At 73.5% G+C, this 16,695-nt stretch carries 10 protein-coding genes; 5 read left to right on the forward strand and 5 right to left on the reverse strand.

The window, feature by feature from the left end:
• Window positions 1-281: 281 nt before the first annotated feature.
• Window positions 282-1,322: an agmatinase gene (gene speB, locus ACS5PV_RS02475; RefSeq protein ID WP_455393781.1), complete on the reverse strand. Its 1,041-nt coding sequence runs from the start codon at window positions 1,320-1,322 to the stop codon at window positions 282-284.
• Between the two features lie 294 nt (window positions 1,323-1,616).
• Between speB and ACS5PV_RS02480 the strand changes: the two genes are divergently transcribed.
• Both ACS5PV_RS02480 and ACS5PV_RS02485 read left to right on the forward strand, forming a co-directional pair.
• Window positions 1,617-2,900: an MFS transporter gene (locus tag ACS5PV_RS02480; protein WP_455393782.1), complete on the forward strand. Its 1,284-nt coding sequence runs from the start codon at window positions 1,617-1,619 to the stop codon at window positions 2,898-2,900.
• A gap of 15 nt (window positions 2,901-2,915) precedes the next feature.
• Window positions 2,916-3,965 carry a helix-turn-helix domain-containing protein gene (locus ACS5PV_RS02485; protein ID WP_455393783.1) on the forward strand — a complete coding sequence of 350 codons (1,050 nt, stop codon included), beginning with the start codon at window positions 2,916-2,918 and terminating at the stop codon, window positions 3,963-3,965.
• Window positions 3,966-4,148: 183 nt separating this feature from the next.
• Here ACS5PV_RS02485 and ACS5PV_RS02490 read toward each other — a convergent pair whose 3' ends face one another.
• From ACS5PV_RS02490 to ACS5PV_RS02505, 4 genes are all read right to left on the reverse strand, one after another.
• A complete protein-coding gene (locus tag ACS5PV_RS02490) occupies window positions 4,149-4,388 on the reverse strand; it encodes a hypothetical protein (protein ID WP_455393784.1) in 240 nt (79 codons plus the stop codon).
• Between the two features lie 855 nt (window positions 4,389-5,243).
• The gene (locus ACS5PV_RS02495; RefSeq protein WP_455393785.1) at window positions 5,244-6,137 is read right to left on the reverse strand and encodes a transglutaminase family protein; all 894 of its coding nucleotides are present in this window, start codon (window positions 6,135-6,137) and stop codon (window positions 5,244-5,246) included.
• 13 nt (window positions 6,138-6,150) lie between these two features.
• The gene (locus ACS5PV_RS02500; RefSeq protein ID WP_455393786.1) at window positions 6,151-8,697 is read right to left on the reverse strand and encodes a circularly permuted type 2 ATP-grasp protein; all 2,547 of its coding nucleotides are present in this window, start codon (window positions 8,695-8,697) and stop codon (window positions 6,151-6,153) included.
• Window positions 8,694-11,942: a transglutaminase family protein gene (locus tag ACS5PV_RS02505; RefSeq protein ID WP_455393787.1), complete on the reverse strand. Its 3,249-nt coding sequence runs from the start codon at window positions 11,940-11,942 to the stop codon at window positions 8,694-8,696. The genes ACS5PV_RS02500 and ACS5PV_RS02505 overlap by 4 nt, the downstream gene beginning before the upstream one ends.
• Window positions 11,943-12,250: 308 nt before the next feature.
• Here ACS5PV_RS02505 and ACS5PV_RS02510 point away from each other — a divergent pair, with 308 nt between their 5' ends.
• From ACS5PV_RS02510 to ACS5PV_RS02520, 3 genes are all read left to right on the forward strand, one after another.
• The gene (locus tag ACS5PV_RS02510) at window positions 12,251-13,411 is read left to right on the forward strand and encodes a zinc-binding metallopeptidase family protein (RefSeq protein ID WP_455393788.1); all 1,161 of its coding nucleotides are present in this window, start codon (window positions 12,251-12,253) and stop codon (window positions 13,409-13,411) included.
• Window positions 13,412-14,092: 681 nt separating this feature from the next.
• A complete protein-coding gene (gene ilvD, locus ACS5PV_RS02515) occupies window positions 14,093-15,826 on the forward strand; it encodes a dihydroxy-acid dehydratase (protein ID WP_455393789.1) in 1,734 nt (577 codons plus the stop codon).
• Entirely contained in the window at window positions 15,813-16,664 is an 852-nt protein-coding gene (locus tag ACS5PV_RS02520; protein ID WP_455393790.1) for a tetratricopeptide repeat protein, read from the forward strand. Before ilvD ends, ACS5PV_RS02520 begins: the two co-directional genes overlap by 14 nt.
• Window positions 16,665-16,695 lie beyond the last annotated feature (31 nt).

Consider the following 16,695-nt stretch of genomic DNA (forward strand, 5'->3'; position numbering starts at 1 on the left):
CTTGATCCCGACATGTCGGTCGCGAGGGCCGATGTCGCGGCAACACGGTACGCGACAGCGACGCAAGGGCGCGATCCGCGTGCGCGCCGTCCGACCCGATACCCTCCTGGTCATCCTGGGGGCCGCGCAGCGGAACCCGGGATGATCAGGAGGGCGCCAGATCGGGCTGCCCGGGTCGTTCAGGTCCTGCGCCGCCGCCGTGTCCCGCGGCCTTGCAACCGAAGACCGCTCCGGATCATCGATTCCGCCGCATCGTCCGGCGAGCTTCGCCGGCCGATGCCCTAACCCCGCCGCCGCGCCGCCACCAGGCACAGCAGCTCGAACAGCACCTGCGCGGCGCATTGCGCCGTGTTGCTGGTCGGATCGTATTGCGGCGCCACCTCGACCACGTCGCCGCCGACGACGTCGATTCCTGCAAGCCCGCGCAGCAACTCCAGCACCTCGCGCGGCGCGAGCCCGCCCATCTCCGGGGTGCCGGTGCCGGGCGCGAAGCCGGGATCGAGGCTGTCGACGTCGAAGGAGACGTAGGTGGGACCGTCGCCCGCGACCTCCCGCGCCCGGGCGATCACCGCCGGCAGGCCGAGCCGCGGCACTTCCTCGGCGTGGATCACCGTCATGCCCGACACGTACGAGAACTCCCACAGGTACTCGGCACCGCCCCGGATGCCGATCTGGATCGTGCGGGCGGGATCGAGCACGCCGTCGAGCACCGCCTGGCGAAAGGGTCCGCCGTGGTGGAACTTCGAGCCCTCGTAGACGCCGCCGGTGTCGCAATGGGCGTCGATGTGGATCATGCCGACCGGGCGCGAGGCGCCGACCGCCCGCAGGGTCGCGCGGCTGATCGAGTGGTCGCCGCCGACCGCCAGCGGCACCACGCCCGCCTTCACCACGGTCGAGAAGAACGCCTCGATGTCCTCGTGGCAGCTCTCGAGGGAGAAGCGGCTGCGGAACGGGACGTCGCCGATATCCGCCGCCGTCAGCTCCGCCGCCGGGGTGATCCGCAGCACGTGCTCGTAGGGGCCGATGCGCTCGACCGCCCGGACCGCCCGCGGCCCGTGGCGGGCGCCGGCCCGGTTGGTGACGCCGAGATCCATCGGCACGCCGATCAGCGCTACGTCGAGGCCGCCGAAGTCCGGCAGCGTTGCGGCCTCGGGGCGGAACGGCAGGTCGAGAAAGGTCGCCGGGTCGGCGAACGGCCACTTGCGCCGGTCGCTCTCGCTGAATTGCTGCGCGGCGGCCTTGGCGAAGTCGGGGTCGTCGATGTCGCCGCCGGTCGCGTCGAGGTAGCGGGCCCGCAGGGCCGCGAGCTTGGCCTGATCCATGGCGATCTCCGGAGAGGGGGCCCGCGGGGCGTGCTCCCGCGGGCGCGGCACTCGGGGGGTTTTAGCCGTGACGGCCCGGCGCGCCCGGCGTGCCCTCGGCCCGCGCCACCCGGCCGCGACAGAAGCGCAGGCCGGCCATGCTGGCAAGCCCGTTGTCCCGGCAGCTCACTCTGGGTCAGGAGTGCAGCATCACGCGATCCGCCGCTGCCGAAACTCGGAACGACCGACACCGATGGACGACATCCCCGCCTTCGACGCACGCCGCGCCGCTCCCGCGGCCTGATCGGCGACCCGATGCGCTTCCTCCCAGGCCCGGCCTGGCCGGGCGTCTGGCTGCTCGCCGGCGCCCATCTCCTCGCCTTCGCGGACCGGTTCATCGCGGCCCTGGTCGCCCCGGCGATCAAGGCCGACCTGCGCCTGAGCGACTTCGAGCTCGGCCTCGCCCAGGGCACCGCCTTCGTGACGGCCTACGCCCTCGCCTCCCTGGCCGCCGGCCCGCTCGTCGACCGCCTGCACCGCCCGCGCCTGATCGCGGCCGGGATCCTGGTCTGGAGCCTCGCCTCCCTGGGGGCGGGGCTCGCGACCGATCTCGGCGGGTTCGCCCTCGCCCGCGCCGGCCTCGGCCTCGGCCAGGCCGTCCTCACGCCCGCCTCCCTGGCGCTCATCGCCGCGCGCCAGCCGCGGGACCGGATCGGGCACGGCGTGTCGCTCTACACCGCCGGCGCCGTGCTCGGGCGCGGCACGGCGCTCGGTCTCGGCGGCGGGCTCCTCGCCCTGCTGCCGGCGATGGTGCCGGTCGTCGGCCTGCCCGCCCCGGTCGCGGCCTGGCGGGTGCTGTTCGTCCTCAGCGTCCTGCCGAACCTCGTCGTCATCGTCCTGCTGCTGCGGGTGCGCGATCCCGGCCGCGGCGGCGCGCGGCCCGTGCGGCGGAGGCGGGCCGGGCCGTGGCTTGCCCGCCATGCCGGGCGCTACGCCGCGATGATCGTCGCCGGCGCCGCCGTGACCCTGGTGGTGCAGACCACCAATGCCTGGGGAGTGACACTCCTCGTGCGCCGCTTCGGCCTGTCGCTGTCGTCCGCCGGGATGCTGTTCGGTACCGTCGTGGCGCTCGCCGCCCCGCTCGGCCAGTTCACCGGCGGGCGCCTCCTCGACCGGGGGGCGAAGGCGGACCTGCCGGGCGGACGGCTGCTGCTCGGCGCCCTCGTCGGGACGCTGCCGCTTCTCGGCATCGTCTGCCTCGCCGACAGCCTGCCCCTCGCGACGATGGCTCTCGCCGCCCTGCTCTTCGGCCTCGGCATCGGCTCGGTGGCGACGCTGGCGGGGTTGCAGATCATGACGCCGCGCGCCCTGCGCGGGCGCGTCACCGCCCCGTTCATGGCCGGCATCACGCTCGCGGGCTTCGGGCTCGGCCCGCCCCTCGTCGGGCTCCTCTCAGACCGGGTCTTCGGCGAGGCGGGGCTCGGCCGCGCCCTGCTGGCGGCCTGCGCGCTGGCCTATGCGACGGGAATCGTTGCCCTTCTGGCGGGCGCGCCCTACCTCCTCGGCCGCAAGACCGGACGGAGGCGGGCCGCCCGCTGAGCGGGGGCGAGCGCGATGGACACGATCATCCTCGGGCCGGACAAGGCCGCGCCGGGCCGGGCCGACGACGACGCCTTCGAGGCCTACCGCACGCTCTACAGCGGCGGCAGCGACGTCGAACGGCTGGGGAACGGATCCTCGGCCGGCCCGCTGCGAACCGCGGTCGTCGCCCACCGCCTGCCGCGGATGCTGCTGTTCGACCGACGGCTGGCCGGGATCTCGCACGCTCGCGGCCCCCGCCGGGTCGCCCGCGACGGCTTCGACCACGTCGCGCTCCACCTCGTCCTCGCCGGCAGCCTGATGCTGGAGGTGCCCGGCGCGGTCCGCCGGGTCGAGGCCGGGAGCCTGGCGCTGTTCGACCTCACCCGGCCGCAACGCACCTGGACCGAGGGCGCGCGCATCGTCACCGCCTCGGTCGCCCGCGACCGGCTCGATGCCGCGGCGCTGGACGGCCTCGACCTGCACGGCCTCGTCCTGGGGCCGCGCGAGGCGGGCCTGGTGAGCGACTTCGCCCGCTCGCTGGCGGCGCATGCGTCGGCCCTGACGCCGGAGATCGCCGGCGCGGCGGCCGACTCGCTCTGCCTGATGCTCGGTGCGACCCTGGCGTCGCTGCGCGACAAGGGCGCCCCGCTGCCGCCGCCGGTCGCGTCGGGCCGCGCGCGGGCCCGGGTGCTCGCCTACATCGCGCAGCATCTCGGCGAGCGCGGCCTGACCAGCGCGGACATCGCCGCCGGGGCCGGGCTGTCGCGCAGCGCGCTCTACCGGCTGTTCGAGACGCAGGGCGGCGTCGCCCGATTCGTGCAGCAGCAGCGCGTGGCGCATCTGCGCCGCGCTCTGGTGCGAGCCGACGAGCACCGCACGATCGACGAACTGGCGGCTGCCGCCGGCTTCACCTCGCCGAGCCACGCCGGCCGGCTGTTTCGCGACGCGTTCGGGGTCCCGCCCGGGGAATACCGGCGGGCTTCACGCGCCGCGCCGCGCCCCGGGACCGCCCTGATCGGGGGAGCGAGTCGCGTGACGAGCCCGCCGGTCGGCCTGACGGCCTGGCACGGCGAACTCCTGTGAGCGGCACGGCCCGCCCCGGCCGGTCGCACCGAGCCAATGGCCTTCCATCACGCTCGATCGCGCAGGGTGGCTCGGCTTTCGCAACGATCCCGAACCATCGCGCCGCGCAACCCGACGCGAGGTGTGCAGTCCCGGGGTGCGAGGGGGCATCATCGGCGCTGTCGCGTCAGGGGGACGATGCACCTAGCCCCCGAGCCGCCGCGCGATCCAGCTTTCCGCCGCATCGAGATCGGGAAAGACCCGCGGCTGCGGCGAGGCGAGGCTGCCGAAGCCCACTTCGAGGAACCACTGGCCGGCCTCCTCGCCATACGCGTCGGACAGGCAGACCAGCACCGCCGCGAGGGTGCCGTCGGCGAAGACGAGCAATCCCCGCTCGGCCTCGTCCCCGGTCCTGACGCGCACGGGCTGGAGCGTGAGTTCCATGGCGGGGCAACGAGGCGCAGCTTGCTTGGTTCTGCTGCGCCGACGGCATGGCTGCCCCCCGGCGGCTATGGCTGCCCCCCGGAACGCGGGCAGCCGGCGCCGATTGCCCCCGCGACGTCCGCCCCCGGGCGGGCCGGCTCTCGACGAAAGGATTCTCGATGGGACGGATTCGGAGCATGACGATCGCCGTCGCCCTCGTCGCCGGCAGCGCCGGGCTCGCGGCGGCGCAAGGGGCGGGCGGAGGCTCGGGAGGGTCCGCGGGGGTGGCGGCGCGCTCGGCGCGGGGTCCGGCAGCCCGAACAGCACCGGCGCCGCCGGCCAGCCGGGCATCAGCCAGGACAGCGGCAAGGGCGCCGGCCACAGCAGCCTCAGCACCGGCACCACCGGCGCGGCGGCGGTGCCCCCCGGGGCGCGCGCCGGCGGCAGCGCGACGGGAGCGGGAGAGCCGGGGCGCGGAGCGCCGCGGTAACCCGACCTCGCGGCTTGTCCGGTCACGCCCTGGTCCGAGATGTCGCGGGATCCCCGTCCCGCGGGCGCGGAGCGTGCCGGTGAATGAAGTAGCACAGGTTTCTCCCTCCTCCCCTGCGGGGAGGGGGACGCGAGAGCTTTTCATGGCATGGGCGGCCGTCTCGTCCGATCGTTGCCAGTCACGGCCCCGCTTCACGAAGGCGATGACGCAGAGACCGCCATTCCGACGGCACGAAATCGCCGGAGATTGATCCAGGTTGAGGCCGGGCGCCTGGAACAGGCCCACTCTCTTCCTCGCCACGCCGGCCCTGTCCCGCCCTGAACGGCGGCACTCGGCTGGTGTCGCACCCGCGGGCCGGGACCTCCGTCTCCCCGAAGTCTAGCGCATCAGCCCGGCCCGCCCCCCTCCTCCTCTTCCGGCACCACATCCACCGCGACCTGAAGGCTCTGCGCCCCCGATCCGGCGATGATACCGGCGACCGGCGCGACGTCGCCGTAGTCGCGGCCGCGGGCGACGACGATGTGGTCGTCCTGCACGCCGATGCCGTTGGTGGGATCGAGGCCGATCCAGCTCTCCCCGCACCAGACCGAGACCCAGGCGTGGCTCGCATCCGCCCCCTCCAGCCGCGGCTGGCCCGGGGGCGGCAGGGTGCGCAGGTACCCGCTAACATAGGCCGCCGGCAGGCCTAAGCCCCGCAGGGCCGCGATCATGATGTGCGAGAAATCCTGGCACACGCCCCGGCGCCCGGCGAAGGACTGGCTGAGCGGCGTGCCGACCTCGGTGGCCTCCGAATCGAAGGTGAAATCGGCCCGGATCCGGCGCATCAGGTCGAAGGCGCCCGCATAGGCGCCGCCGCCGGGCGGGAAGCTCGCCCGGGCGTAGTCGGTGATCTCGGGCAGGAGCGGCACCCGCCGGCTCGCCGCTGCGAAGTGCAGCGGCGCGTCGGGATCGAGGCCGGGCCAGGTCAGCACCTGCGCCCGCACCTCCTCCCACGCCGGCCCGGTCGCGAGGTCGGGCAGCGGCGGCCGCTCGACCCGGACGCGGGAGCGCGCGTCGATCCGGAATTCCCGGTGTGGCGTCTCGACGGTGAGCGACACCGCGCGGTTGCCGAAGAAGTCGGTGCGCTCGGTCGCGTTCGGCGGCGCGGGCTCGACCACCACCTCGTGCGAGAGGAGCGCCTGCCCCTCCCCCGCCGCCGGCGCGAGGCGCAAGGTGCAGCGGGCAAAGCCCACCGGGTTGCGGTAGGCGTAGGCCGTGAGGTGGCGCAGGCGGTAGAGCATCGGTGCGGGGAGGTCACGCCAGGGTGGTGAGGTTCTCGGGCCGGGCGGCGTCCGACCCGCCCGGGAAGTAGCGGGCACCGATCGCCTCGGCGATCCCCCACAGCCGCATCTCCCACTCCGCCACCGTGGCGAGCGGCAGGGTCGCGGCCTCCGCCGCGGCGATCTCGCCCGCGAGGCCCGCCACCAGCCGCGCCGGCGGCTCCGCCACCCCGTCCTGGCGCAGGGACGGCAGGAGGGCCAGGCGCTCGGCCAGGCGCTCGACCTGGAACGCGAGCGAGCGCGGGTTGTAGGGGTCGAGCAGCACCATGTCGCGCACCGGCGCGAGCGCCACGCCGAGGATGTAGCGCGCGCCGTAGGAGATGCGGGAATCGACGAGGTCGAGCAGCACCCCGAGATCGTCGGTGCTGGCGCCCGCCGCGCCGAAATCGAGGGCGAAGCGGCAGGCATTGACCGCCCGCTCGACCCGCCGGCCCATCTCCACGAAGGCGAAGCCGCCGGCCCGGTTCATGTTCTCCTGGGCGAGGCCGGCGAGCGCCGCGGTCAGCGACAGCGCGCGCTCGGCCCGGTCGAGGAGGGCGGCCTCCGAGTCGGGTGCGTCCGCCGGCGCCTCCAGCACCTCGCGCAGGGCCGACAGCGCCCGCCAGGTCTCGCCCGACAGCCGCTCGCGCAACGACGCGGCGTTGCGCCGGGCCGAGAGGGCGTGGGACAGCCCCGAGCCCCACTGCCCCCCGTCCGAGAGGGCGTGGTGGGCGAGCGTCGCCGCCGGCCCCTCGGCCGAGGGCACGGCACCCCAGGCGTGCAGCAGGGCGCGGATGCGGGCCGAGGTGGCGCGGTCCTCCGGCGCCATCGAGACGGAGCCGGCGCCGTCGAGGAGGCAGGCGGTGAGGCGGATCACCGCCTCGGTCCGCTCCAGGTGGCGGCCGAGCCAGAACAGGTTGTCGGCGGCCCGGCTCGGCAGCAGGCCGGGCACCCGGCGCACGGCCACCTGGTCGCTCGGCGGCAGCAGGGTCGCCTGCGCGGTGGTGGGACCGGGCGACAGCACCCAGACGTCGGCGGCGCGTACCCCCGCCCCCATCGCTACCGGTCGCACGTCCGGCGTCTCGGAGATGCGGCAGAAGCCGCCGGGCATGACCTGCCAGCCCTCGGGCGTGGCGGCGGCGAAGACCCGCAGCACGAAGGGCCGGGGCACGAGCCGGGTGCCGTCCCAGACCGGGGCGGTGGAGAGCCGCACCGGCTCGTGCGCGACGAGGTCGCCGGGCCGGTCGCGCAGCACCGCGCGCAGGCGCTCGGTCTCGGCCGCGTCGCGCTTCTCGCCGAAGGCGCGGCTGGTGAAGGCGCCTTGCGCCGGCGCCGCCGCCGGACGGAAGGCGAGATAGTCGAACCGCTCCAGCACCGCGTCGCGCTGCGCGGGGTCGCCGCACCACCAGGTCGGCAGGCCGGGCAGGCGCAGGGACTCGCCGAGCACCCGCTCGCACAGGGCCGGCAGCGAGGCGGTGAGCCAGGCGCTCTCGACGAGGCCGGTGCCCGGCATGTTGCCCATCGCCACGGCGCCGGAGCGCAGGGCCTCGACGAGGCCGGGCGCGCCGAGGCGGGAGGCGGGGTTGAGCTCGAGCGGATCGACGAAGTCGCCGTCGACGCGCCGCCACAGCACGTCGACCCGCTTGAGGCCCGCGACCGTGCGGATGAACACCAGCCGGTCGCGCACCAGGAGGTCGTCGCCCTCGACGAGGGAGAAGCCGAGATAGCGCGCGAGCACCGCCTGCTCGACGTAGGTGTCGCTGTAGGGCCCCGAAGTCATCAGGCCGATGCGCGGCTCGGCCCGGGTCCCCGCCGCCGCGAGCCCATCGCGAAACGCCTGGAAGAACGAGGCGACGCGCTCGACGTCGAGCGCCCCGTAGACCTCCGGCAGGGCCCGGGCCATGACGAGGCGGTTCTCGAGGGCGTGGCCGGCGCCGGACGGCGCCTGGGTCCGGTCGGCCAGCACCCGCCAAGCGCCGTCCGGCCCGCGGGCGAGGTCGGCGGCGTAGAAGTGCAGGTGGCGCCCGCCCGGGGGCGCGACGCCGACGAGGGGGCGCAGGAATTCCGGGTCGCCCGCCGCGGCCGCCGCCGGCAGCAGGCCGGCGCGGGCGAGCGCGCCGTCGCCGTAGAGGTCGGCCAGCACCGCCTCCAGCAGCTCGGCGCGCTGCGCCACCCCGGCGGCGATCGCCCCCCACTCCGATCCCTCGATCAGGAGCGGCAAGGCGCCGATCGGCCAGTCGCGCTCGGTCGCCTCGCCGTAGGCGCGGTAGGCGATGCCGGTCTCGTGGATGTGGCGCCCGGCCGCCGCGAGGCGGGCGGCGATCTCGCCGTCGGTGAGCCCGGCGAGGCGGCGCAGGAACCGGTCCCAGGCCGGGCGCAAGCCACCGTCCGGGCCGACGAGCTCGTCGGGCAGGCCCGGCAGGGCGGTGTAGCCCGCGGTCCAGCGCGCCAGCCGCTGCTCCGGTCCGTCGTCTTGCAGCCCGGTCACTTGCGGCCCGGCCGGAGGGGCCGGGGTCTCCGCCTCCGCCAGCGCCCCGCTCATCGGGCGCTGGGCGTGCGCAGGTCCAGGGTCAGGGGGAACTCGCGCCGGGGCTCCTCCGGCGGCACGCTCACCCGGCCCGGGGTGTGGCCGTTCTCCTGGAAGCGGGCGAGGCGGCGGCCTTCCGCCTCGTAGGTGTTGATCGGGAAGGTCTCGTAGTTGCGCCCGCCCGGATGGGCGACGTGGTAGACGCAACCACCGAGAGAGCGTCCGCTCCAGGTGTCGAGCACGTCGAAGGTGAGCGGCGCGTGGACCGGAATCGTCGGGTGCAGGGCCGAGGCCGGCTGCCAGGCCTTGAAGCGCAGGCCCGCCACCGCCTCGCCGGAGCGGCCGGTATCGGTCATCGGCAGGCGCCGGCCGTTGCAGGTGACGACGTGCCGGCTCGGCACGAAGCCCGACACCTTGGCCTGCAGGCGCTCGACCGAGGAATCGACGTAGCGCACGGTGCCGCCGATGGCGCCCTCCTCGCCGAGCACGTGCCAGGGTTCGAGTGCCTGGCGCAGCTCGAGCTTGACCCCGCCGCGCTCGACCTCGCCGTAGCGCGGGAAGCGGAACTCGGCCTGCGCCTCGTACCAGGCCGGATCGAAGGCGTAGCCGGCCCGGTTGAGGTCGCCCAGCACCGACTGGAAGTCCTCCCACAGGAAGTGGGGCAGCATGAAGCGGTCGTGGAGCGCCGTGCCCCAGCGCACGAACCCGCCTTCCTGCGGCTCGCGCCACAGCCAGGCGACGAGGGCGCGCAGCAGCACCTGCTGGGCGAGGCTCATCCGCGCCTCGGGCGGCATCTCGAACGAGCGGAACTCCAGGAGGCCGAGGCGCCCGGTCGGGCCGTCCGGCGAGTAGAGCTTGTCGATGCAGATCTCGGCCCGGTGGGTGTTGCCGGTGACGTCGGTGAGGATGTTGCGGAACAGGCGGTCGACGAGCCAGAGCGGCACTTCCGGCCCGTTCGGCGGCGGCACCTGGGCGAGCGCGATCTCGAGCTCGTAGAGCCCGTCGTGGCGGGCCTCGTCCATCCGCGGCGCCTGGCTCGTCGGGCCGACATAGAGGCCCGAGAACAGGTAGGACAGCGACGGGTGGCGCTGCCAGTACAGCACCAGGCTCTTCAGGAGGTCGGGCCGGCGCAGGAACGGCGAATCGGCCGGGCTCGCGCCGCCGAGCACGACGTGGTTGCCGCCGCCCGTCCCGGTATGGCGCCCGTCGGTCATGAACTTCTGGGCGCCGAGCCGGGTCTGGCGGGCATCCTCGTAGAGGCCGGTGGTGATGTCGACCGCCTCGCGCCAGGTCCGGGCCGGCTGCACGTTGACCTCGATCACGCCGGGATCGGGCGTGACCTTGATCACCGACAGGCGCGGATCGTAGGGGGGCTCGTAGCCCTCGACGTGGAGCGGCTGGCCGATCTCGGCCGCCGCGTCCTCCAGCACCGAGATGAGGCTCAGGTACTCGTCCACCCGCTCGACCGGCGGCATGAACACGCACAGGACCCCGTCGCGCGGCTCGACGGCGAGCGCCGTGCGCACCGCGACGCCGACCGGGGCCTGCGGGCGCGGCGGGGCCGAGGCGACGGCCGAGAGCGGCCCGCGCTGCTCGAGGGGATCCTGCGGCACGTAGTAGGGATAGTCGCCCGGCGGCACGTAGGGCAGCGAGGCGAGCGGCAGGCGGAAGCCCGCGGGCGAGTCGCCCGGCACGAGGTAGATCGCCCCGCGCTTGAGCTGCCACCGCTCCGAGACCCAGTGCCGGTCGGTGCCGACCGTGACGTTGGCGAGCGGCAGCACGTAGCCGACCGCGTTCTCGAGCCCGCGGGTGAACACCCGGGTCATGCGCCGCTGCGATTCCTCGTCGCCGACCTTCGGGTCGAGCGGCGTGACGTTGACCGGCAGCTCCGCGGCCTTGCGCTCCCAGTGCTCGGGATCCTCGAACAGCGGCTGGATGTAGGGTTCGAGGTTGAGGCGGCGGGCAAGCCCCCGGGCCAGGGCCTCGGCCTCCTTGATGCCGGCCTCGCGCGGCCCGGTCTCGGAGGCGATCAGGTCGGCGTTGCGCCAGACCGGCTCGCCGTCCTTGCGCCAGTACAGGCCGAAGGCCCAGCGCGGCAGGCTCTCGCCCGGATACCACTTGCCCTGGCCGTAATGCAGGAAGCCGCCGGGGCCGAAGCGGTCGCGTAAGCGACGGATCAGCTGGTCGGCGAGGCCCCGCTTCGTCGGCCCGACGGCGGCGGCGTTCCACTCCGGCGCCTCGAAGTCGTCGATCGACACGAAGGTCGGCTCGCCGCCCATGGTCAGGCGCACGTCCTCCTCGTCGAGGTCGCGGTCGATCCGGTCACCCAGCGCGTCGAGGGCGGCCCAGGCCTCGTCGGAGAAGGGCTTCGTCACCCGCGGCGCCTCGGCGACGCGGGTCACCGTCATGCCGAAGTCGAACTCGACCTCGGCCGGCTCGGCGAGGCCGGCGATCGGCGCCGCCGAGCGGTAATGCGGGGTCGCGGCGAGCGGGATGTGGCCCTCGCCGCACAGCAGGCCCGAGGTGGCGTCGAGCCCGATCCAGCCGGCGCCGGGCACGTAGACCTCGGCCCAGGCGTGGAGGTCGGTGAAGTCGGTCGTGGTGCCGGCCGGCCCGTCGACGGCGGTGGTGTCGGGCACGAGCTGGAGCAGGTAGCCGGAGACGAAGCGGGCGGCCATCCCGAGGCGCCGCAGCACCTGCACCATCAGCCAGGCCGAGTCGCGGCACGAGCCGCTGGCCTTGCGCAAGGTCTCGGCCGGGGTCTGCACCCCCGGCTCCATGCGCACGACGTAGTTGACCGAATCGCGCACCAGGGCGTTCAGCGCCACCAGGAACAGCACGGTGTTGGGCTCGGCCGGCAGCCGCGCCATCAGCGCGTCGATCTCCGGCCCGCCCTCCTCGACCGCGAGGTAGGGGCCGAGCTCGGCCTTCAGCTCGTCCGGATAGGCGAAGGGCTGGGTCTGGGCGTAATCCTCGACGAAGAAGTCGAACGGGTTGATCACCGACATGTCGGCGACGAGGTCGACCTCGATGCGGAACTGCGTCGTCTTCTCGGGGAAGACGAGGCGGGCGAGCCAGTTGCCGTTCGGGTCCTGCTGCCAGTTCACGAAGTGATTGGCCGGCGTGACCTTGAGGGCGTAGCTCTCGATCCGCGAGCGCGTGTGCGGCGCCGGCCGCAGGCGGACCACCTGCGGGCCGAGGGCGATCGGCCGGTCGTAGGTGTAGGACGTGACGTGGTGCAGGGCGGCCTTGATCGACACGACGGGTCCGAACCTTCTGCTGAATGAGTGAGGGGTGAGCCCGCCGGCCTGTCCGTGCGCGTTCCGTGGCTTGCAGCCTCGGCTTCTACACCGTGGCCGGGCCCGCGTCAGCCGTCGCGTCGCTCGATCGCCGGCGTCCTTGCACGGGCCTCGCGTCTCTCTGCGTCATCTCGAAGCCTGATCCCGGGCGGCAGGGCGAAAAAATGAGGCAAGTCCCGTGCCGCCGGGAACGGAACCTCCGCTGGCTGAAGCTCCTTGGTGAGACAGGCCCCGCCCGGGCGTTCCACGGGGCCTGTCCGGACGCCGCGATGAAGATCTTCCAGTGCCAGGCCTGTGCGCAGCCGGCCCATTTCGAGGCCGATTCGTGCGAGAGCTGCGAGTGCCGCCTCGGCTACGACCCCGACCTCGCCGACATGACCGCGATGGTGAAGGCCGGCTCGCGCTGGCGCGGCCTCGCCGATCCGCGCCGCCGCTACCGGCCTTGCGCCAACCGGGATTCCGGCGGCTGCAACTGGCTCGTGCCGTCGGGCTCGAGCGAGACCTACTGCCTCGCCTGCCGGCACAACCGGGTGGTGCCGGACCTGTCGATTCCCTGGAACCGCACCCGCTGGCGCGAGGTCGAGGCGGCCAAGCGCCGGCTGTTCTACGCCATGCTGCGCCTGCGCCTGCCGCTCGCGTCGCGGCGCGACGACCCGGCCGGCCTCGCCTTCGACTTCCTGGTCGACCCGGCGGAATCCTACCTGATCGGCCCGCCGGTGCTCACCGGGCACGACAACGGGCTCATCACGCTGAACATCGCCGAGGCCGACGACGTCGAGCGCGAGCGCCGGCGCACGCAGTTCGGCGAGCACTACCGCACGCTTCTCGGGCATTTCCGCCACGAGATCGGGCATTACTTCTGGAACGTGCTGGTGCGGGCCGATCCCTGCCTGGAGGGTTTTCGCACCGTGTTCGGCGACGAGCGGGCCGATTACGGCGCCGCGCTCCAGCGCCACTACGCCCACGGCCCGGCCGAGGGCTGGCAGGAGACGTACGTCTCGGCCTACGCCACCTCCCATCCCTGGGAGGACTTCGCCGAGACCTGGGCGCACTACATGCACATCGTCGACACGCTGGAGACCGCGGCGCAGTTCGGCGTGCGGGTCCAGCCCAAGCTCCAGGCCGGGCCGGCGCTGCACGCGCCGATCACGCTCGCGGCCAAGGTCGATTTCGACGCCTATCGCAGCCCCGATTTCGGCCGGCTGATCGAGGCCTGGCTGCCGCTGACCTTCGCGATGAACTCGCTCAACCGCAGCATGGGCCAGCCCGACCTCTATCCGTTCCGCATGACCCCGGCGACGATCAGCAAGCTCTCCTTCGTCCACGACCGCATCTACGCCCGCACCGACGCGCCGGAGGCCGAGGCCGGGACGCTCAGGGCGGTGATCGCGGGCCTGCGCAACCGGGTGGCGGCGCCGCGCACGGCGTGAAGGCGAACGAGCCAGCTTTCGACCGACAACCCTGACACCCTCCATCGTCATCCCGGGGCTCGCCGAAGGCGAGAACCCGGGATCCATATCCGCTGACGTTGAAGAATGAAGCGGATCGCGTTCCGCCCTGTCCTGAACCGTCGGCGGTTATGGATCCCGGGTTCCGCTACGCGGCCCCGGGATGACCCTGTTCGGTGGGATCGTTGCTGCGAATAGACCTGCCGGAACGATGTGAAACATCACACCCAACCCCCACCCGATCGGGGCACGCCGTCCCCCGGCAAGCCACATTCCCGAACGGCTCACGCCTCACCCCGGGCACAAACAACCGGCACTCTGCCCCCCATGCCGACGACCGATCGCCTCGCCTGCCAGACCGTCCCCGCAAGCTTAGCTGTGGCGAGGTCGCAACACCGCGAAAGCATCCCAGCTTTGCCCCAGACCGCTCCTCGCGCCGCCGCGTTCCCGCCATAAACCGGCGGCACCTCAACGGCCACGTTAAGCGACTGTCCCCACAGTGATTTATCGTGGTCGTCCCGGCCCTCCCGGGGATCGCGGGCGACGCTGGCGGATTGACCCCGTCACACGGGTTCGTTTCGCGTCAGCCGTCCCAGGGCGGCGCAGGGAGCGGGACCGGGCAAAAACCGGCCTTTCAAGAAACTACGGGTACGGGACAGGGCCATGGACGCGCGTCACACCACCGACAAATCGAAGCTCCCCAGCCGCTACGTGACCGAGGGTCCGGACCGGGCGCCGCACCGCTCGTACCTGTATGCCATGGGCCTCACCCGCGAGCAGATCCACCAGCCGCTGATCGGCGTGGCCTCGTGCTGGAACGAGGCGGCGCCCTGCAACATCTCGCTGATGCGCCAGGCGCAGGCGGTGAAGAAGGGCGTGGCCGCCGCCGGCGGCACCCCGCGCGAGTTCTGCACCATCACGGTCACCGACGGCATCGCCATGGGGCATCGCGGCATGCGCGCCTCGCTGCCGTCCCGCGAGGTGATCGCCGACTCGGTGGAGCTCACCATGCGCGGCCACGCCTACGACGCGCTCGTGGGGCTGGCCGGCTGCGACAAGTCGCTGCCCGGCATGATGATGGCGATGGTCCGCCTCAACGTGCCCTCCGTCTTCATCTACGGCGGCTCGATCCTGCCCGGCACCTTCCGGGGCCAGCCGGTGACCATCCAGGACCTGTTCGAGGCGGTCGGCAAGCACTCGGTCGGCGCGATGAGCGACGACGACCTCGACGAGCTGGAGCAGGTCGCCTGCCCGTCGGCCGGCGCCTGCGGCGCGCAGTTCACCGCCAACACCATGGCGACCGTCTCCGAGGCGATCGGCCTCGCCCTGCCCTACTCGGCCGGCGCGCCCGCTCCCTACGAGATCCGCGACCGGTTCTGCGCCACCGCCGGCGAGATGGTGATGGAGCTGCTCGCCAAGAACATCCGCCCGCGCGACATCGTCACCCGCAAGGCGCTCGAGAACGCCGCGACCGTGGTGGCGGCGTCCGGCGGCTCGACCAACGCGGCGTTGCATCTCCCGGCGATCGCGCATGAATGCGGCATCGAGTTCGACCTGTTCGACGTCGCCGAGATCTTCAAGCGCACGCCTTACATCGCCGACCTGAAGCCCGGCGGGCGCTACGTCGCCAAGGACCTGTTCGAGGTCGGCGGCATCCCGCTCCTGATGAAGACGCTGCTCGACGGCGGCTACCTGCACGGCGACTGCATCACGGTGACCGGCCGCACCATGGCCGAGAACCTCGCCAAGGTGGCGTGGAACGCCAACCAGGACGTGGTGCGCCCCTCCAGCCAGCCGATCACCGTGACGGGCGGCGTGGTCGGCCTCAAGGGCAACCTGGCGCCGGAGGGCGCGATCGTGAAGGTCGCCGGCATGCCGCCGGAGAAGCAGACCTTCGCCGGCCCGGCGCGCGTCTTCGACAACGAGGAAGCCTGCTTCGAGGCGGTGAAGAACCGCACCTACAAGGAGGGCGAGGTCCTGGTGATCCGCTACGAGGGCCCGCGCGGCGGCCCCGGCATGCGCGAGATGCTGGCGACCACCGCCGCTCTCTACGGCCAGGGCATGGGCGACAAGGTGGCGCTCATCACCGACGGGCGCTTCTCGGGCGCCACCCGCGGCTTCTGCATCGGCCATGTCGGGCCCGAGGCCGCGGTGGGCGGCCCGATCGGCCTCCTCAAGGACGGCGACATGATCCGCATCGATGCGGTTCAGGGCACGCTCTCGGTCGACCTCACCGACGACGAGCTGGCCCAGCGCCGCGCGGCCTGGCAGCCGCGGGCCAACGATTCGACCTCGGGCTACCTGTGGAAGTACGCGCAGACCGTCGGCCCGGCGGTGACGGGCGCGGTGACGCATCCGGGCGGCGCCCAGGAGACGCTCTCCTATGCGGATATCTGAGGCGGGCCTGCCCCGACGGGCGGGCCGCCGGTTCCTCCTCGCGCTGCTCGGCCTGACGATGGCCGGGGCCGGGCCCGCCGTAGCGCTCGATGCCGCCGTGCGGACGCCGGTGCCGGCCGCCACGGGCTACCGCAACGCCCGCGAGGCAATGCGGACGGGCATGCGCGACTACAATGCCGGCGACAAGGAGGGCGCGGCGCGCGCCCTCGAATACGCCGCCGGCCAGGGCCACGCCCTGGCCCTGTGGAAGCTCGGCCGCATGTACGCGGAGGGCGACGGCGTCCCGCACGACGACCTCAAGGCGTTCGAGTTCTTCTCGAAGATCGCCGACGAGAACGCCGACGAGGGCCCGGAGGCGCCGAATGCCGGCGTGGTGGCGAGCGCCTTCACGGCGCTGGGCCGCTACTTCCTCGACGGGATCAAGGATTCGTACGTGCGCCCGAACGTCGAGCGCGCCTACGACATGTTCAACTACGCGGCGACCTACTACGGCGACCCGAACGCGCAGTACAACCTCGCCCGGCTCTACCTCGACGGCACCGGCGTGACCCAGGATCCGCGCCAGGCCGCGCGCTGGTTCAACCTCGCCGCCGAGAAGGGGCACCCGGCCGCCCAGGCGCTGCTCGGCCAGCTCCTGATCAACGGCCAGGGCGTCACCGCGCAGCGCGCCCGGGGGCTCGCCTGGCTGACGCTTGCCCGCGACGCCGCCGAGGGGCCGAAGGACCAGTGGATCGTCGCCCTCCAGGAGCAGGCGATGGCTGCGGCCAACGAGCGCGACCGGGCCGAGGCCCAGTCCCAGGTCGACGGCTTCTACCGCCGCAGCGCCAAAGGGCGCTGAGTCGAAGGGGCGCTCGACGAGGGGACGGTCA

This window comes from Methylobacterium sp. Gmos1 (assembly GCF_053764715.1).

Excerpts from the sequence above, each read along its gene's own strand:
- ACS5PV_RS02480 (WP_455393782.1), top strand. The coding sequence starts at position 1,617 with ATGCGCTTCCTCCCAGGCCCGGCCTGGCCGGGCGTCTGGCTGCTCGCC.
- ACS5PV_RS02500 (WP_455393786.1), bottom strand. The coding sequence starts at position 8,697 with ATGAGCGGGGCGCTGGCGGAGGCGGAGACCCCGGCCCCTCCGGCCGGG.
- ACS5PV_RS02520 (WP_455393790.1), top strand. The coding sequence starts at position 15,813 with ATGCGGATATCTGAGGCGGGCCTGCCCCGACGGGCGGGCCGCCGGTTC.
- ACS5PV_RS02490 (WP_455393784.1), bottom strand. The coding sequence starts at position 4,388 with ATGGAACTCACGCTCCAGCCCGTGCGCGTCAGGACCGGGGACGAGGCC.
- ACS5PV_RS02510 (WP_455393788.1), top strand. The coding sequence starts at position 12,251 with ATGAAGATCTTCCAGTGCCAGGCCTGTGCGCAGCCGGCCCATTTCGAG.
- ACS5PV_RS02495 (WP_455393785.1), bottom strand. The coding sequence starts at position 6,137 with ATGCTCTACCGCCTGCGCCACCTCACGGCCTACGCCTACCGCAACCCG.
- ACS5PV_RS02485 (WP_455393783.1), top strand. The coding sequence starts at position 2,916 with ATGGACACGATCATCCTCGGGCCGGACAAGGCCGCGCCGGGCCGGGCC.
- speB (WP_455393781.1), bottom strand. The coding sequence starts at position 1,322 with ATGGATCAGGCCAAGCTCGCGGCCCTGCGGGCCCGCTACCTCGACGCG.
- ilvD (WP_455393789.1), top strand. The coding sequence starts at position 14,093 with ATGGACGCGCGTCACACCACCGACAAATCGAAGCTCCCCAGCCGCTAC.